The following is a 14,931-nucleotide window of genomic DNA, read 5'->3' on the forward strand; positions in this document are numbered from 1 at the left end:
CCATCGCCACGGGCCCTTTGATTCGGTAATCAAGCTCGTATAGGGTGGCGTTCTTTACACATCAGGGAGCTGGCCATGCGTCTGAGCGCGCTTTATCGTTTTCCGTTGAAATCCGGCAAGGGCGAGACCCTCAATCAGGTCAGCCTGGACAAACTGGGGCTGGACGGCGATCGACGCTGGATGTTGGTGGACGAGGCCAGCGGGCGCTTTCTGACCCAGCGCGCGGTCGCGAAAATGAGTCAGCTGTCGGCGTTATGGAATGCCGATGGTGGCTTGACCCTCAGTGCCCCGGGCCATTCACCGATCGATATTGCGTTGCCTGCTGGCGACGCAGAGCTGCGCGGTGTGACCATCTGGCGCGACACCTTGCGCGTTCCTGATGCCGGCTTTGCTGCCGCTGCCTGGGTCAGTGAGTTCGTCGGCAAGCCGACGCGTCTGGTGCAAGTGCCGATTGATCGCGCTCGGACTACTCAGGCCGGCTATGGCAAGGACGATGATCAGGTGGCTTTTGCCGACGGCTTTCCGTTGTTGCTGATTGGTCAGGCGTCGCTGGAAGACTTGTCGAGCAAGGTCGGGCGGCCGCTGGAGATGTTGCGTTTTCGGCCCAATCTGGTGATCGAGGGCAGCGAGGCATATGCCGAAGATAGCTGGAAGCGCATCCGTATTGGTGAAGTCGAGTTTCGCGTGGTCAAGTCCTGCTCACGCTGCATTCTGACCACTATCGACCCGCAGACCGGTGAACGCAGTGACGACCGTGAACCGCTGGCGACCTTACAGAAATACCGGGCCCAGGAAGACGGCGCGATGTTTGGTCAGAATCTGGTCAATGATGGCAATGGCCGGCTCGAAGTCGGCATGCCGGTGACGATCCTCGAATAAAAGCCCTTCAAAATGAAAAATGCCCGTGTCCAAGGACACGGGCATTTTTTTGTCGCTGTGAAAACCCAGGATTTTAGCCGCGGTATTCGCACAGGTAAGCGGTGTCGACGGCTACTTTCAGCTGGAACTTGCTGTTGGCGGGCACGTTGAACTGGCTGCCGGCGGCGAAAGTTTCCCAGTCGCTGCTCTCAGGCAGTTTGACAGTCAGGGCGCCGGACACCACGTGCATGATTTCACGCTGGCTGGTGCCGAATTCGTATTCGCCCGGTGCCATGACGCCGATGGTCGCCGGACCTTCAGCGGTACCAAAGGCGATCGACTTGACGGTGCCGTCGAAGTACTCGTTGACTTTAAACATGGGCGATTCCTCGAAAAGGGCTAAAAATGGTTAAAAAGGGCCGGCCAGTATGCACAAGGTGTCGATAGGCGTCACCTCCTGCACTCAAGGAATAGCCGGGAAAATCAGCGGTAACAAGCGCGCCGTATTGCGCGCGTCCTCAAGAGCCCGATGCTGTTGACCATTGAATTGCAGGCCCGCCAGTTGCAGGGCTCCATTAAGCCCCAGCGGGCGCTCCAGGCGACGGGCCTTGGCGAAGCGTTGCTTGAGGTTCATGTGCGGCACCCGGCTCAGGGCGCTGTCGAGTTGCAGGCGCTGCCAGTCCTGAAGCAGTTGTTTGCGGTCGTAATCGCCCCAACTGGCCCAGCCTTCCAGGCGCGCGTGATGTTGGCCGAGCCAGCATTCGAACAACGGCCAGACGTCGGTGAGCGGCTGTGCGGCATCGACATTGGCCTGGGTGATGTGGGTCAGTTCCCGGCAAAACGGCGTCAGCAACGGACGACGCAACGGGCGCACGAAGCACTGGAAGTGATCGAGTTCCCGGCCCTTGCGGTCCACGAGGGTGGCGCCGATTTCGATGATTTCCATTTCCGTTACTGGCCAGCCGCCCTCATCGGTGGTGGCTTCCAGATCAATGACCAACCAGTGAGGCATCGCAGGGTTCCTGGTATCCGCGTCCTGATAGGGCTTGAGGGTAGCCAAACCCGGCGGATCCGCCTAGCGGCTTATTCGACCTCCAACAAAATCTGACGATTTTTCACCTGATCGCCGACCCTGACCTGCAAGCGTTTGAGCACCCCGTCGATACCCGATTTGAGCGGATGCTCCATTTTCATCGCTTCGAGCACCACCAACAGCTGACCTTTGCTGACCAGGCTGCCCTCAGTGACCAGTACATCGACGATCGCCCCGTCCATCGGCGCCTTGAGCGTGCCGGAACTGACACGGACCTGGCCGCTGACCAGCGCCTGGGTCCGATCGACCAGCCGCAGGCTGCCGGGGCGCGTGAGCAACCAGAGTTGCCCGGCTTCGAGGCGGTAGGCATGGCGTTGGCGGATGCCGTCGATTTCCAGGGTGGCCCAGCGTCCGTCGCAGCCGATGATCTTCAGCTCAAGGGCACGGGCGCCAACCTGGACACGGAAGGGCTCGCCAGGTTCCGCGTGCAGTTCTACCGGCCAATCCTGATCCTCCAGGCCGATTCGGTAGTGCAAAGGTACGCTGGCGTTATTGCGCCAACCGGCCAGCGGGGCACGGTGAGCCTGGGCTGAAGCTTGATAAAACAGCGTCGCCGCGATGGCTAGTTCCTCGGCGCTTGGCACATGGGGGTGCAGGCAGGGATGGTCGGCGAAGTACGTGGGGATGAACCCGGTGCTGAACTCGCCGCTGATGAACTGCGGATGCTCCAGCAGACTGGCGAGCAAGCGCTGATTGCTCTGCACGCCCAGCAGTACGCTGTCCTGCACCGCCCGCAGTAATTTGCGCCGGGCTTCTTCACGGGTGGCGCCGTGGGCGATGAGCTTGCCCAGCATCGGGTCATAGAACGGGCTGACAGACTGACCCTCGATCAGGCCATGATCGATCCGCGTGCCGGACTGCAACGCAGGTTCCCAGGCCACGATTCGCCCGGTTTGCGGCACAAATCCCTGGACCGGATCTTCGGCATACAGGCGCACCTCCATGGCGTGCCCGTTGAGCTGCACCTGTTCCTGTCGCAGCGGCAGCGGTTGCCCTTCGGCGATGTGTAACTGCCAGGCCACCAGATCGAGGCCGGTGATCAGCTCGGTCACCGGGTGCTCCACTTGCAACCGAGTGTTCATCTCCAGGAAGTAGAACTGCCCGCGAGCGTCCAGCAGGAACTCCACAGTGCCAGCCCCCACGTAATTCACCGCACGACCCGCCTTGAGCGCCGCTTCGCCCATGGCCTGGCGCAACTCGGTGGTCATTACCGGGCAAGGCGCTTCTTCGATGATCTTCTGGTGGCGGCGCTGGATCGAACAATCGCGCTCGCCGAGGTAGATCAGGTTGCCGTGCTGGTCGCCGAACACCTGAATTTCAACGTGACGCGGATCGATCAAGGCTTGTTCGAGGATCAGTTCGTCGCTGCCAAACCCGTGCAGGGCTTCGGAGCGCGCGGTACGGATCTGCTCCAGCAACTCGGCAGCGCTTTGCACCTGGCGCATGCCGCGACCGCCACCGCCGGCGCTGGCCTTGATCATCAGCGGGTAGCCGATGCGTTCGGCTTCGCGGCTCAGGGTCGAGTCGTCCTGTTTGCTGCCCTGATAGCCTTTTATGCAGGGCACGTCCGCTTTGATCATGGCGAGTTTCGACAGGCGCTTGCTGCCCATCAGCTCAATGGCTTCGGGGCTGGGACCGATGAAGATGATGCCGGCCTGTTGGCAGGCGAGGGCGAAGCCGGCGTTTTCCGAGAGGAAGCCATAACCGGGGTGGATCGCATCGGCACCGGTGCGCCGGGCGGCGTCGATGATGGCCGGGATGTTCAGATAAGACTGCTGCACCGGCGCCGGGCCGATGTTCACGGCTTCGTCGGCCATCTGCACGTGCAGCGCATCGGCGTCGGCATCGCTGAACACCGCGACGGTGCGGTAGCCCAGGTTTTGCGCGGTGCGCTGGACGCGACAGGCGATTTCACCGCGGTTGGCGATCAGGATTTTGCTGAAGGCGGGCATGGGATATTCCCTTTGTATTGCTATGAATGTGATGGCCCCATCGCGAGCAGGCTCGCTCCCACATTTGAAATGCATTCCCCTGTGGGAGCGAGCCTGCTCGCGATGCTTTTAAGGCGCCCAACCCGGTTTACGCTTTTGCACAAAGGCCATGGTCCCCTCGATGCCTTCGGCCCCGGTCACCGCTTCACCGAACCACTGCGCCGCCTGATCCAGCAGGCCGTCGGAGGGTTGTCCGGCACTTGCCAGCAAGAGTTTTTTGGTCGCCGCATTCGCCCCCGGGGCGCAACACAACACATGGGCCAGCACTTCATCGAGGCGCTCGGCCAAGGCTTGCGGGTCATGCTCGACAAAATGCACCAGCCCCATGCGCCGCGCCTGGGTGCCATCGAAACGCGCCGCTGTCAGGGCCAGTCGACGGGCCTGGGTCAGACCGATGCGCTGCACCACGAACGGCGCAATCTGCGCGGGCAACAGGCCGAGGCTGGTTTCCGGCAGGCCGAATTGCGCCTGATGATCGGCCATCGCGATATCGCTGACGCAGGCCAGACCGAAGCCGCCGCCAAGCACCGCGCCTTGCAGCACGGTGATGACCACTTGCGGCGCGTGCTGGGTTTCTTCCAGCAAGGCGCCAAACACGCGATTCAATTCTCGGTAGGCCGTCTTGCCTTGAGCGCGGGCGTTGGCCATGTCCTTGATGTCGGCACCGGCACAAAAATGCCCGCCAGCACCGCCGATCACCAGCGCGCGAACCTGCCGGTCATCCCGCACCGCCGCCAGCACCGCCCGCAGTTCAGCGACCATCTGCAAGCTCATGGCATTACGGCTGTCGGGACGATTGAGGGTGATGTGCAGAACGCCGTTATGCCGTTCGAGCAACAGGGTCTGACAAGCGGGGAGGGTGCTCATTTCTTTTTCCCCGGCAGGATGCCCATGAGTTTGCAGATGATCCCCAGCATGATTTCGTCGGCACCGCCGCCGATCGATACCAACCGCACGTCGCGGTAAGCCCGGGCCACCGGGTTGTCCCACATGAAGCCCATGCCGCCCCAATATTGCAGGCAACTGTCGCTGACCTCCCGGCCCAGTCGCCCGGCCTTGAGTTTGGCCATGGACGCCAGGCGGGTAACGTCCTGGCCCGTGATGTATCGCTCGGTGGCCTGATAGACCAGTGCCCGCAGGCATTCGATTTCGGTTTGCAGTTCGGCCAGGCGAAAGTGGATGACCTGGTTGTCGATCAGCGCATTGCCGAAGGTTTTGCGCTCCTTGCAGTACTCGATGGTGCTGTCGACGCAGTACTCCAGGCCTTTGATCATGTTCGCCGCGCCGAACAGCCGTTCTTCCTGGAACTGCAGCATCTGCATCATGAACCCCGCGCCTTCATGGCCGATGCGGTTGCGTTGCGGCACGCGCACGTTGTCGAAAAACACCTGGGCGGTTTCCGAACTGCGCATGCCGAGCTTGTCCAGGTGTGAACTGAGGCTGATGCCGGGGCTGTTCATCGGCACCATGATCAGCGACTTGTTGATGTGCGGCTTGTCGTCCGAGGTGTTGGCCAGCAGACAGATGAAATCGGCGCTCGGCGAATTGGTGATCCACATCTTGCTGCCGTTGATCACGTAGTCATTGCCGTCCTTGCGGGCGGTGGTTTTCAAACCTGCTACGTCGGAACCTGCGCCGACTTCGGAAACACCGATGCAGCCAACCTGCTCGCCGGTGATTGCCGGACGGAGGAATTCTTCGCGCAGTTCATCGGAGCCAAAACGTGCCAGGGCCGGGGTGCACATGTCGGTCTGCACGCCGATGGACATCGGAATACCGCCACAATGAATGGTGCCGAACTCCTCGGCCGCCACAATCGAATAGCTGTAATCGAGCCCCATGCCGCCAAATCTTTCCGGTTTGGAAATTCCCAGCAGACCGAGCTCACCGGCCTTGCGGAAGATCTCATGGATCGGAAAACGCCCGGCCTTTTCCCATTCATCGACGTGAGGATTGATCTCGTGATCGACGAATTGGCGGACGGTGCGGCGCAGTGCTTCGTGTTCCTGGGTGAAGATCATTTTTATTGTTCTCCTGATCGCCCTTAGAAGCGGGCTACACCAAAACTGTTGGGTTGCAGTCCACGAACCTCGGCCTCGTGGCAGATGTCCAGCAAGTACCCGAGCAGCGTGCGGGTATCCCGCGGATCAATCAGCCCGTCGTCCCACAGATTGGCGCTGCCATACAGCGCGGTGGATTGGCTGTCGAGTTTCTGCGCGGTGACCTGTTCCAGCGTGTCGAGCATTTTCGGGTCGGGCACCAACCCGTCCTTGAGCTGTTTGGCTTCGGTGACGATCCGCAGCACTTTGCCGGCCTGGGCACCGCCCATCACCGCGGTGCGGCTGTTGGGCCAGGCGAAGATGAAGCGTGGGTCGAGGCCGCGGCCGCACATCGCGTAGTTGCCGGCACCGTAGGAACCGCCGACGACGATCGTCAGTTTGGGCACTCGGGCATTGGCCACCGCTTGAATCATTTTCGCGCCGTGCTTGATCACGCCTTGCTGTTCCGACTCGGTGCCAACCATGAAGCCGGTGGTGTTGTGGAAAAACAGCAGCGGCGTCTGGCTCTGGTCGCAGAGCTGAATGAACTGCGCGGCCTTGCTCGCACCCTTGGGGGTAATCGGGCCGTTATTGCCGATGAAACCGCAGGCTCGCCCCTGGATGTGCAAATGCCCGCAAACCGTCTGCTGATCGAACTCGCCCTTGAATTCGAGGAAGTTCGAAGCGTCGGCAATCCGGGCGACGATTTCACGCACGTCGTAAGGCTTTTTCGCATCGTCGGGGATCAGTCCGAGCAACTCGTCGATCGGGTACAGCGGTTCATCCCAATGCCGCGCAGGGGCTAAAGGCAACCGCGCATTCCACGGCAACAGGCTCATGATCTCGCGCACCTGGCGCACGCCATCGGCATCGTTCTCGGCCAGGTATTCGGCGGTGCCGGCGGTTTGCGCGTGCATCTCGGCGCCGCCCAGCGCTTCATCGGTGGCGACTTCACCGGTTGCCGCCTTGAGCAGTGGCGGTCCGGCCAGAAACAGCTTGGCCTTGCCGCGCACCACCACCACGTAATCCGACAACCCCGGCTGATAAGCGCCGCCCGCCGTGGCCGAGCCATGGACCACGGTAATTTGCGGCAAGCCCATGGCCGACATCCGCGCCTGATTGGCAAAGCTGCGCGCGCCTTCGACGAAAATCTCCGCCGCGTAATTGAGATTGGCGCCCCCGCTCTCGGCGAGGGTGATCACCGGCAGTTTGTTTTCCATGGCGATCTGTTGCAGGCGCAGCGTTTTTTTCAAACCGCTGGGGGAAATGGTTCCACCCTTGATCGCGCTATTGTTCGCCACCACCAGCACCCGCACGCCCGACACGTAACCGATCCCGGCGATCAAGCCGCCGCCGGCCGCGCTGCCGTCCTTGTCGTCGTGCAACTTATAGCCGGCCAGGCTCGCCAGTTCGAGGAACGGTGCGCCGGGGTCGAGCAGCAGGTTCAGTCGCTCCCGGGGCAGCAGTTGTCCACGCTTGTCGAACCTGGCCTTGGCTTCGGCGGCTTTGCTCAGCAGGTTCTGCTCGAGCTGGCGAACCTGTTCGATGCCGGCCAGCATGGCCGCTCGGTTGCGGGCGAACGGTTCGCTGAACGGGTCGACTTGGGACTGGATCACCGGCATGGGTTATTCCTTGTCCTTGAGCTCGTCTGGTTTGGAGACGTCTGGTTTGAGCACGTCAGGTCGGAGTACCTCGGGTAGATAGGCGCGGTGAAAGCCGTTGTACGAGTGACTGTTCTGCGCCTTGTGCATCGGCCAGGCCCGCCCGCCGAGGCTGGCGGCACCGTCGATGCGCAATGTACTGCCGCTGACAAACCCCGCTGCCGGGCTGAGCAGGAAAACAATCGCCGCGCTGATTTCCGATTCGGTGCCGATGCGTTTGAGCGGTACGTGTTCGCACAAGGTCGGGATCACGGCCCGGAACGCGCCTTCGTAGGTGTCCATGCCGCTGGAGGCGACCCAGCCCGGCGCGACGGCGTTGACCCGCACGCCGGCATAGCCCCATTCGAACGCGGCAGTCTTGGTGAAGTTGTCCATGCCCGAGCGCGCCGCGCCCGAGTGGCCCATGCCGGGCATGCCGCCCCACATGTCGGCGAGCATGTTGACGATGGCACCACCGTGCTTGCTCATGGACTGATTGAACACCTCCCTGGCCATCAGAAAACCGCCCACCAAGTTGGTGCGCAATATGGTTTCGAAACCTTTCTGATTGATCGACGCCAGCGGCGAGGGGTACTGCCCGCCGGCATTGTTGACCAGCCCATGTATCGACCCGTGTTTGCGGATCAGCTCGCTGACCAGTCGCGTGACGGCGTCTTCATCGCGGATATCGCAGACCTGCCAACTGGCTTTACCGCCGTCTTCGGTGATTTCAGCAGCGACCTTTTTCAGTTTCTCGGCATTGCGCCCCACCAGCAGCACGTGTGCGCCGAGGGCCGCTAGCTCATGGGCGGTGCAACGACCGATGCCGCTGCCGCCACCGGTAACGATGATGTTTTGGCCGGCGAACAGGTCGGGTTTGAAAATCGAGTCATAAGCCATGGCGACGGTCCTCTAGTTGATCGGCGATGCGCTGCGGCACCGGAATCTGGATCTCCAGCAGTTGTTGGGCGAATGCCTTGCCTTGCGGATCGATCCGCAGGCTGGCCACGCCACCGCCGCCGAGTGCGTTCTCCAGAAGAAAATTAAAGCTCTGAGTGCCGGGTAAATACCAGCGTTCGACACGCCCGTGGATCGGGTCGAGGACATGGCTCATCCAGTCGACCATCACCTCGGGTGTCAGCGCTTCGGCGATCCACGGCAGGTAGTCGGGGTGGCGGGCCATGACGCCGATATTGCTGTGATTACCCTTGTCGCCGGAGCGCGCCACGGCGAGTTTGATCAGGGCCACGCTGGCGTCGGCGCGTTCTGTGGTTTTGGGCGGATCGAAGGGTAGGGGCAGGTCAGCGCTATTGAGCGCATCAAGGGCGGGCAGGGGGCACGGATGGCGCTTACCGGCGAGGTCGATTTCCAGGGTGCAGGCGGTTTTATCGATCAGGAACGAAAACAGCCGGATCAACGGGTACACCGTCGGCCGTCCGCCGACGATTCCGGTCAGCCCCGGTGCCATGCCGGTGGCAGCCTGGGCGATTTCCCGGGAGAACAGAATCAAGGCCTGTTTGCTCGCATGGCGCACGGCGAGTTTGATCACCACTTCACGGCTGTCCTGGCGCTGGCCGTGGGGGCCGTAAGTGGCCTCGCTGCCCAGCAGTTCGATATTCACTTCGCTGTAGGGCGCCCAGCCGCGGTGGCTGAAGATTTCCGAGGTCTTGTTGATGATCGCCTGGCTGACTCGTCGGGCCTTCGCCACCGCATCGATCCCGGCGATCAGGCAACTGGCGGTGCAGCGGAAACCGTCCGGATACGTGGCGCTGACCTTGTACTGGGCGGTCGGCGGCAAGCCTGTTGCGCCATGCACCTGCACCGCGTTCTTGCCTTGTTGCACGAGTTTGACCTGACTGAAGTCGCATACCACGTCGGGCAGCAGATAGGCCTGCGGGTCGCCGATTTCATAGAGCATCTGCTCGCCCACCGTCAGGGGCGTGACCAGGCCGCCGGAGCCGTCGGGTTTGCTGACGATAAACTGGCCGTCGGCACCGACTTCGACGATGGGAAAGCCGATGTGTTCATAGTCGGGCACCTCGCGCCAATCGGTGAAATTGCCGCCGGTGCACTGGGCGCCACATTCAATAAGGTGCCCGGCCAATGCAGCCTGGGCGAGTTTGTCGTAGTCGTGCCACGACCAGCCGAACTCATGCACCAGCGCGGCGCTGACCACGGCGCTGTCGACCACGCGCCCGGTAATCACGATGTCGGCACCCAGGCGCAGGGCTTCGACGATGCCCGGCGCGCCGAGGTAGGCGTTGGTCGACACGCACATCGGCGGCAGGGGCGCGCCACTGAACATCTCATGCAGGCCAAGGCTGCTCAGGTGTTTGAACCGGGGTTGAAGGTCGTCACCCGACAGCACGGCGATCTTCAGCGCTACCCCGGCTTTATTGCAGGCCGCTTGCAAAGCAGCGGCGCAAGCCTGTGGATTGACGCCGCCGGCGTTGCTGATGACGCGGATCTTCTGTTCCGCGAGCTGATTGAGGAGGGGGCTGAGGACTTCGATGAAGTCGCTGGCGTAGCCGGTTGCGGGATCTTTCATCCGCGCCCCGGCCATGATCGACAGGGTGATTTCGGCCAGATAATCGAACACCAGATAGTCCAGCCGCCCGCCTTCCACCAGTTGCGCGGCGGCGGTCGAGGTGTCGCCCCAGAATGCGCTGGCGCAACCGATGCGGATTGTTTTAGACACAGTCAACTCCATGGCACCTGCGACAGAAGTGCTTCGAGGCTACCAAGCAAGCGCTTGGTTTGTAAACGACTGAGCTATCTTCTGCCCAAGCGCTTGCTTGGTCGCCCTCGCCAGCTTAAATTGCCCGCGCAACCCCACTGTTTTAGCGGGCAGCGGCGCAATTGATTGATCGACTGTAGGAGAGAACGGGTGGACGAGCAAAAAGCCCTGAGGGTGATGCGCGAATTGGTCGACAGCGGCCAATTGACCGACCCGGACAGCGCTCGCGGCAAACTGCTGCAAGTGGCCGCTCACCTGTTTCGCAACAAAGGTTATGAACGTACCACCGTGCGTGATCTGGCCAGTGCGGTGGGCATTCAGTCAGGCAGTATTTTTCATCACTTCAAAAGCAAGGACGAGATCCTGCGGGCAGTGATGGAGGAGACCATTCGCTACAACACCGCGTTGATGCGCGCAGCCCTGGCCGAGGCCGGCAGCGTGCGCGAGCAGGTGCTGGCGCTGATTCGTTGCGAATTGCAGTCGATCATGGGCGGCAGTGGCGAGGCGATGGCGGTGCTGGTGTATGAGTGGCGTTCGCTGTCCGAGGAAGGCCAGGCGCAGGTTCTGGCGCTGCGCGATATTTATGAAGCCATCTGGCTGCAGGTGCTGGGTGAAGCCAGGGACGTCGGTTTTATCCGTGGCGATGTGTTCATCACCCGCCGTTTCCTGACGGGCGCGTTGTCCTGGACCACTACCTGGTTTCGTCCCGATGGCAGCATGAGCCTTGATCAATTGGCCGATGAGGCGTTGATTCTGGTACTTGAAGAACGGCAGTGAACCGTCTATCTGGGTAAGAAACTGGCTAAGTCGGCGAAACCGCCTAGCTTGAATGCATTGATGAGCTTTTTTTTCGGGGAGTGGCTGTTTGATGTCTTCGCCAATTCGAGTGGCGTCGCGGCTTTTGCTGGCGGCGCTTGCGGTGTGCTGGGTGTTACCGTCTCAGGCCGCGCAACTGGTGCGGGTCGGTGCCGCCCATTTTCCACCCTATACCGTGCGCCCGGAGTCCGGTGCCGACACCGGTCTGCTGCCACAGCTGGTGGAAGCGCTGAATCAGTTGCAAACCGATTATCAGTTTGTGCTGGTGCCCACCTCCATTCCCAGGCGTTTCAACGACTTCAAGGAAGGCCGGGTCGATATGGCGATTTTCGAGAACCCGGACTGGGGCTGGAAGGACATTGCGCATACCGACGTCGATATGGGCCTGGAAGATGCAGAAATCTTTGTCGCGCAGAAGAAACCCGACCGCGATGAGAATTACTTCAAGGACCTGACGGGCAAGCGCCTGGCGCTGTACAGCGGCTATCACTACGAGTTTGCCAATTTCAACGCCGATCCCAAGTATCTGGCCGACACCTACAACGCCACGCTGACCTATTCCCACGACAGCAACCTGCTGATGGTGTTACGCGCACGAGCGGACATTGCCTTGGTAACGCGCTCCTACCTGAGCGATTACCTGCTGCGCAACGAGAAAGTCGGCGAGCAGTTGCTGGTGTCGCAACGCATCGATCAGGTCTATCACCATTACGCGCTGATTCGCCCGCAGGCGCCGATTACAGGCGAAGCATTCGGCAAGTTGCTGCAAGGCCTGCGAAACAACGGTCAGATGCTGAAGATTTTCGATCCTTATAAAATTGCCCTGGTGCCGGTGGGCAAGCACTGACAGATGCAGTTTCCGGGTTCAGGGGGGGCGGACGACCATTCATCTGGTATTTGTGTTCTGCTGTTCGAATGGTCGAATTGACAGTAGACGCTTCGCCTGACGTGGTCTTAGCTCCTTTCCTGTGTCCGACCCCATGGAGGGGTTGGCTCATCCAGAAAGGATTTCTGCCATGTCAAACCCCTCGTTGGTTTCTCTCTCCTGTGTGCCCTCTCCTGTGGTGCCACAAGCCGTCAACGATGTACTCGTTCTTAAAAAACCTGATGATTCGGCCGGTGTCACGGTCGAGGTGGCGCGTTGGCCATTCATGGTGGTCAATCAAAAGGCGACGTTGCATGTCTGCGGTCAACAGGCCGACGGCTCGCCCGTGATGCTGCGAGTGGCCGACGCCGAGCCCGTCACGCAACAAGAGTTCCAGGAGGGCTGGCGTCGCAATATTGCCTGGGCGTCTTTGCAAAATCTGAAAGACGGGAGCCATCTCGCGTTCGTTTTTCAGGCGGCACTGGATGGAGGCAGCTGTGCTGACCCGGTATTGTTCCCGCCATTGTGTCTTGAGGTTCAGGCGCCTTTTGACAATACAACGACCTTCTCGGAAAAAGACGGTACCAATAACTGGAATGGCTGGATGAGGGGGGAGGCTGCGGCTGATCCACGGGATCTCACCATCACCAAAGATGGGGATATCTACGTATTACTCGACTACACCTACACCAATAACTCTGCTGGCACAGTGTTGAAAAAGACCTTTCAGGGGCTGGAAGTGGGTCGGTCCTATGAGTTCGGGCTGACCGTGCGCAGGTGGAATGACAAATATTCAGTTCCGGTGCTGTCGCTCACCAGCGCAGCGCAAGTCATTGCCCCCGCGACGGAAATTCCATCAATGGCCTGGGTGCCGCTCAAAGGCACTTTTACTGCGAGTGCATCACAGATGGAGTTGCAGATCGTTAACCATGTCGCCACCGGAAACGGGAACGACTATGCCTTCCGCGAAATCTGGGTCAGGTCGATCTAGCACCTGCGTAACGTCAATGGTCTGGAACTGATCCAGGCTGTGCATGCCACCGCGAACGCTGATTAAGGTTCGCGGTGTTTTTCGTTAAATTTCCATGCCTGGTTCACGTCACCTCAGTTAACTGCCGACGATTACCGTGAGCCCGACCCATGTCCAATCTGAATGACCTGACTGCCCTGGCCTTGCCATCAGGCAACCGTCTTGTAGCCGATGAAACCGCAAGCCGCCTGAGCCTCAGCCTGGAAGGGCAACCGTTGATCGAACTGCGGCTGACTCGCGAGCCCGAGTTGCATCTGCGTCTGGAAGAGCGCTTCGGCCGTCCTGTCGGTCAGGCGTTCTGGGCGGCCTGCTATTGGCTGTTTGCCCGGGACGCGGCTTGTCAGCGGCTGACCTGGCATCTGGACGAGGTGCCCACCGAGGCCTTGCTCAGCGGGTTGCTGATCCCCGCCGACGTCACCGGTCAATATCACTGCGAGCGCACGCTGTTCTGGCAACTGCCTCAGCCTTGGCTGGGTGAGTCGCGGACCGGCAGTTATCCACAGCAAATGGTCATCAGTGGCGGCAAGCGCCATCCATTGCGTGCGGTGAAACCCCGTGGTGAGGTCTATCGACGCTTCGATGCGCGGCTCGGTGCTTGGGTCTCCCTGCGCACGGTAGAAATCGAGCATGACCTGGCTCGTTTCAACCGCTGGCAGAACAGCCCGCGGGTTGCGAGTTTCTGGCAGGAGGAGGGCAGTCTCGAGCAGCATCGGGAATACCTGAGCAAGCTTGAAGCCGACCCGCATACCTTGACGCTGATCGGTTGCTTCGATGATCAGCCATTTGCTTACTTTGAAGCCTATTGGGCCAAGGAAGATCGCATTGCGCCGTTCTATGACGCCGGCGATTACGACCGCGGCATTCACATGCTCGTGGGCGAAGAGCATCACCGCGGCCCGCACAAGGTGGCCAGCTGGTTATCGGCGTTGGTGCATTACCTGTTTCTGGATGATCCACGCACACAGCGGGTGGTTGCCGAGCCTCGCGCCGACAACGCGAAGATGATCGGGCATATGCACAATCAGTGTTTTCACTGCGAAAAAGAGTTCGACTTCCCGCACAAACGCGCGGCGCTGATGATGCTGGGGCGTGAGCGGTTTTTTGATCGGTGTTCGTTGGCTTGATGCGTAAGGCTCAAGGCTTGCTTTGGTCTTGAGTCAGCCATCGCGAGCAGGCTCGCTCCCACGTTGAATCTCCTGTGAACACATAATTTGTGAACACCAAAAATAGAATGTGGGAGCGAGCCTGCTCGCGATGGGGGCACCGAGATTTCAGATATTAACGGCGCGCAAAGGTATCCGCACGATTGCCCGACACCTTGCGGCAATGCACCAGCGCATCACGAATCATGAAGTTCACCAGGGTTGGCGAGACGCCGAGTTCCTTGGCGATGTCTTTTTGCGGCACGCCGTGCAGGCGGTACATCTCGAAGGCGTAACGGGTGCGGCGGGGCAGCTCCGTCAGTGCATCGGCAATGTTTTCCAAAGTCGAGAAATTGATATGTGAGGTTTCCGGTGAAGCGCCCTGAATCACCACGTTCAGACCTTCCTCTTCCGGGCCGGAATACTTCTGTTCCAGCGCCTGCTTACGGTAGTGGTCGATGGCCAGGTTGCGCACGATCTGGAACAGGTAGCTGAGCTGTGCCTTGATGGATGACGTGATCTGCGGCGCCGATTGCAGCCGGAAGAACGCATCTTGCACCACGTCTTCGGCACGGGATCGGCAGCCGGTAATACGGGCAGCAATCTTGACCAGAATCAGTCGGTTGTCGACGAAGGCCTGAAGTAGCGGTGAATCGCACCTGCTTGTGGATACTTGTTCCGTCATTGGAAATCACCTTGCTGCAAATAGGTTAGTGGGAC

At 60.5% G+C, this 14,931-nt stretch carries 14 protein-coding genes; 5 read left to right on the forward strand and 9 right to left on the reverse strand.

The window, feature by feature from the left end:
• Positions 1–75 precede the first annotated feature (75 nt).
• Positions 76–879 (forward strand): MOSC domain-containing protein, encoded by an 804-nt coding sequence (locus QMK51_RS09260; RefSeq protein ID WP_258699841.1) that lies wholly within the window; start codon positions 76–78, stop codon positions 877–879.
• A 73-nt stretch (positions 880–952) separates the two neighbouring features.
• On the opposite strand, the gene QMK51_RS09265 is transcribed toward QMK51_RS09260, so the two are convergent.
• The 8 genes from QMK51_RS09265 to QMK51_RS09300 form a co-directional block, all read right to left on the reverse strand.
• Positions 953–1,237, reverse strand: a complete 285-nt coding sequence (locus tag QMK51_RS09265) for a pyrimidine/purine nucleoside phosphorylase (protein ID WP_258699842.1) — start codon at positions 1,235–1,237, stop codon at positions 953–955.
• 84 nt (positions 1,238–1,321) lie between these two features.
• Complete coding sequence (locus tag QMK51_RS09270) at positions 1,322–1,870, reverse strand: exonuclease domain-containing protein (RefSeq protein WP_258699843.1); 549 nt, start codon at positions 1,868–1,870, stop codon at positions 1,322–1,324.
• Positions 1,871–1,941: 71 nt separating this feature from the next.
• Positions 1,942–3,903, reverse strand: a complete 1,962-nt coding sequence (locus tag QMK51_RS09275) for an acetyl/propionyl/methylcrotonyl-CoA carboxylase subunit alpha (RefSeq protein ID WP_320393818.1) — start codon at positions 3,901–3,903, stop codon at positions 1,942–1,944.
• Positions 3,904–4,011: 108 nt separating this feature from the next.
• Entirely contained in the window at positions 4,012–4,809 is a 798-nt protein-coding gene (locus QMK51_RS09280; RefSeq protein WP_320393819.1) for an enoyl-CoA hydratase/isomerase family protein, read from the reverse strand.
• Positions 4,806–5,963, reverse strand: a complete 1,158-nt coding sequence (gene atuD, locus QMK51_RS09285) for a citronellyl-CoA dehydrogenase (RefSeq protein WP_320393820.1) — start codon at positions 5,961–5,963, stop codon at positions 4,806–4,808. Before atuD ends, QMK51_RS09280 begins: the two co-directional genes overlap by 4 nt.
• A gap of 23 nt (positions 5,964–5,986) precedes the next feature.
• A complete protein-coding gene (gene atuC / locus QMK51_RS09290) occupies positions 5,987–7,603 on the reverse strand; it encodes a geranyl-CoA carboxylase subunit beta (protein ID WP_320393821.1) in 1,617 nt (538 codons plus the stop codon).
• Positions 7,604–7,606: 3 nt separating this feature from the next.
• Positions 7,607–8,521: an SDR family oxidoreductase gene (locus QMK51_RS09295; protein ID WP_320393822.1), complete on the reverse strand. Its 915-nt coding sequence runs from the start codon at positions 8,519–8,521 to the stop codon at positions 7,607–7,609.
• On the reverse strand, positions 8,511–10,319 hold the full coding sequence (locus QMK51_RS09300) for an acyclic terpene utilization AtuA family protein (RefSeq protein ID WP_320393823.1): 1,809 nt from the start codon (positions 10,317–10,319) through the stop codon (positions 8,511–8,513). Before QMK51_RS09300 ends, QMK51_RS09295 begins: the two co-directional genes overlap by 11 nt.
• 189 nt (positions 10,320–10,508) lie before the next feature.
• Here QMK51_RS09300 and QMK51_RS09305 point away from each other — a divergent pair, with 189 nt between their 5' ends.
• The 4 genes from QMK51_RS09305 (at position 10,509) to QMK51_RS09320 (ending at position 14,193) form a co-directional block, all read left to right on the forward strand.
• Complete coding sequence (locus tag QMK51_RS09305) at positions 10,509–11,135, forward strand: TetR/AcrR family transcriptional regulator (RefSeq protein WP_320393824.1); 627 nt, start codon at positions 10,509–10,511, stop codon at positions 11,133–11,135.
• Between the two features lie 91 nt (positions 11,136–11,226).
• On the forward strand, positions 11,227–12,021 hold the full coding sequence (locus QMK51_RS09310; protein ID WP_320393825.1) for a transporter substrate-binding domain-containing protein: 795 nt from the start codon (positions 11,227–11,229) through the stop codon (positions 12,019–12,021).
• A gap of 169 nt (positions 12,022–12,190) precedes the next feature.
• On the forward strand, positions 12,191–13,030 hold the full coding sequence (locus QMK51_RS09315) for a sugar-binding protein (protein ID WP_320393826.1): 840 nt from the start codon (positions 12,191–12,193) through the stop codon (positions 13,028–13,030).
• A gap of 149 nt (positions 13,031–13,179) precedes the next feature.
• The gene (locus tag QMK51_RS09320) at positions 13,180–14,193 is read left to right on the forward strand and encodes a GNAT family N-acetyltransferase (RefSeq protein WP_320393827.1); all 1,014 of its coding nucleotides are present in this window, start codon (positions 13,180–13,182) and stop codon (positions 14,191–14,193) included.
• A gap of 154 nt (positions 14,194–14,347) precedes the next feature.
• On the opposite strand, the gene QMK51_RS09325 is transcribed toward QMK51_RS09320, so the two are convergent.
• Positions 14,348–14,896, reverse strand: coding sequence for an RNA polymerase factor sigma-70 (locus tag QMK51_RS09325; RefSeq protein WP_320393828.1), 549 nt, complete (start codon positions 14,894–14,896; stop codon positions 14,348–14,350).
• Between the last annotated feature and the right edge of the window lie 35 nt (positions 14,897–14,931).

Origin of the sequence: Pseudomonas sp. P9_31 (assembly GCF_034008235.1) — a bacterium.
Lineage (GTDB): Bacteria > Pseudomonadota > Gammaproteobacteria > Pseudomonadales > Pseudomonadaceae > Aquipseudomonas.

Coding starts and splice junctions, on each gene's coding strand:
- QMK51_RS09260 (WP_258699841.1), top strand. CDS start 76: ATGCGTCTGAGCGCGCTTTATCGTTTTCCGTTGAAATCCGGCAAGGGC.
- QMK51_RS09265 (WP_258699842.1), bottom strand. CDS start 1,237: ATGTTTAAAGTCAACGAGTACTTCGACGGCACCGTCAAGTCGATCGCC.
- QMK51_RS09270 (WP_258699843.1), bottom strand. CDS start 1,870: ATGCCTCACTGGTTGGTCATTGATCTGGAAGCCACCACCGATGAGGGC.
- QMK51_RS09275 (WP_320393818.1), bottom strand. CDS start 3,903: ATGCCCGCCTTCAGCAAAATCCTGATCGCCAACCGCGGTGAAATCGCC.
- QMK51_RS09280 (WP_320393819.1), bottom strand. CDS start 4,809: ATGAGCACCCTCCCCGCTTGTCAGACCCTGTTGCTCGAACGGCATAAC.
- atuD (WP_320393820.1), bottom strand. CDS start 5,963: ATGATCTTCACCCAGGAACACGAAGCACTGCGCCGCACCGTCCGCCAA.
- atuC (WP_320393821.1), bottom strand. CDS start 7,603: ATGCCGGTGATCCAGTCCCAAGTCGACCCGTTCAGCGAACCGTTCGCC.
- QMK51_RS09295 (WP_320393822.1), bottom strand. CDS start 8,521: ATGGCTTATGACTCGATTTTCAAACCCGACCTGTTCGCCGGCCAAAAC.
- QMK51_RS09310 (WP_320393825.1), top strand. CDS start 11,227: ATGTCTTCGCCAATTCGAGTGGCGTCGCGGCTTTTGCTGGCGGCGCTT.
- QMK51_RS09315 (WP_320393826.1), top strand. CDS start 12,191: ATGTCAAACCCCTCGTTGGTTTCTCTCTCCTGTGTGCCCTCTCCTGTG.
- QMK51_RS09320 (WP_320393827.1), top strand. CDS start 13,180: ATGTCCAATCTGAATGACCTGACTGCCCTGGCCTTGCCATCAGGCAAC.
- QMK51_RS09325 (WP_320393828.1), bottom strand. CDS start 14,896: ATGACGGAACAAGTATCCACAAGCAGGTGCGATTCACCGCTACTTCAG.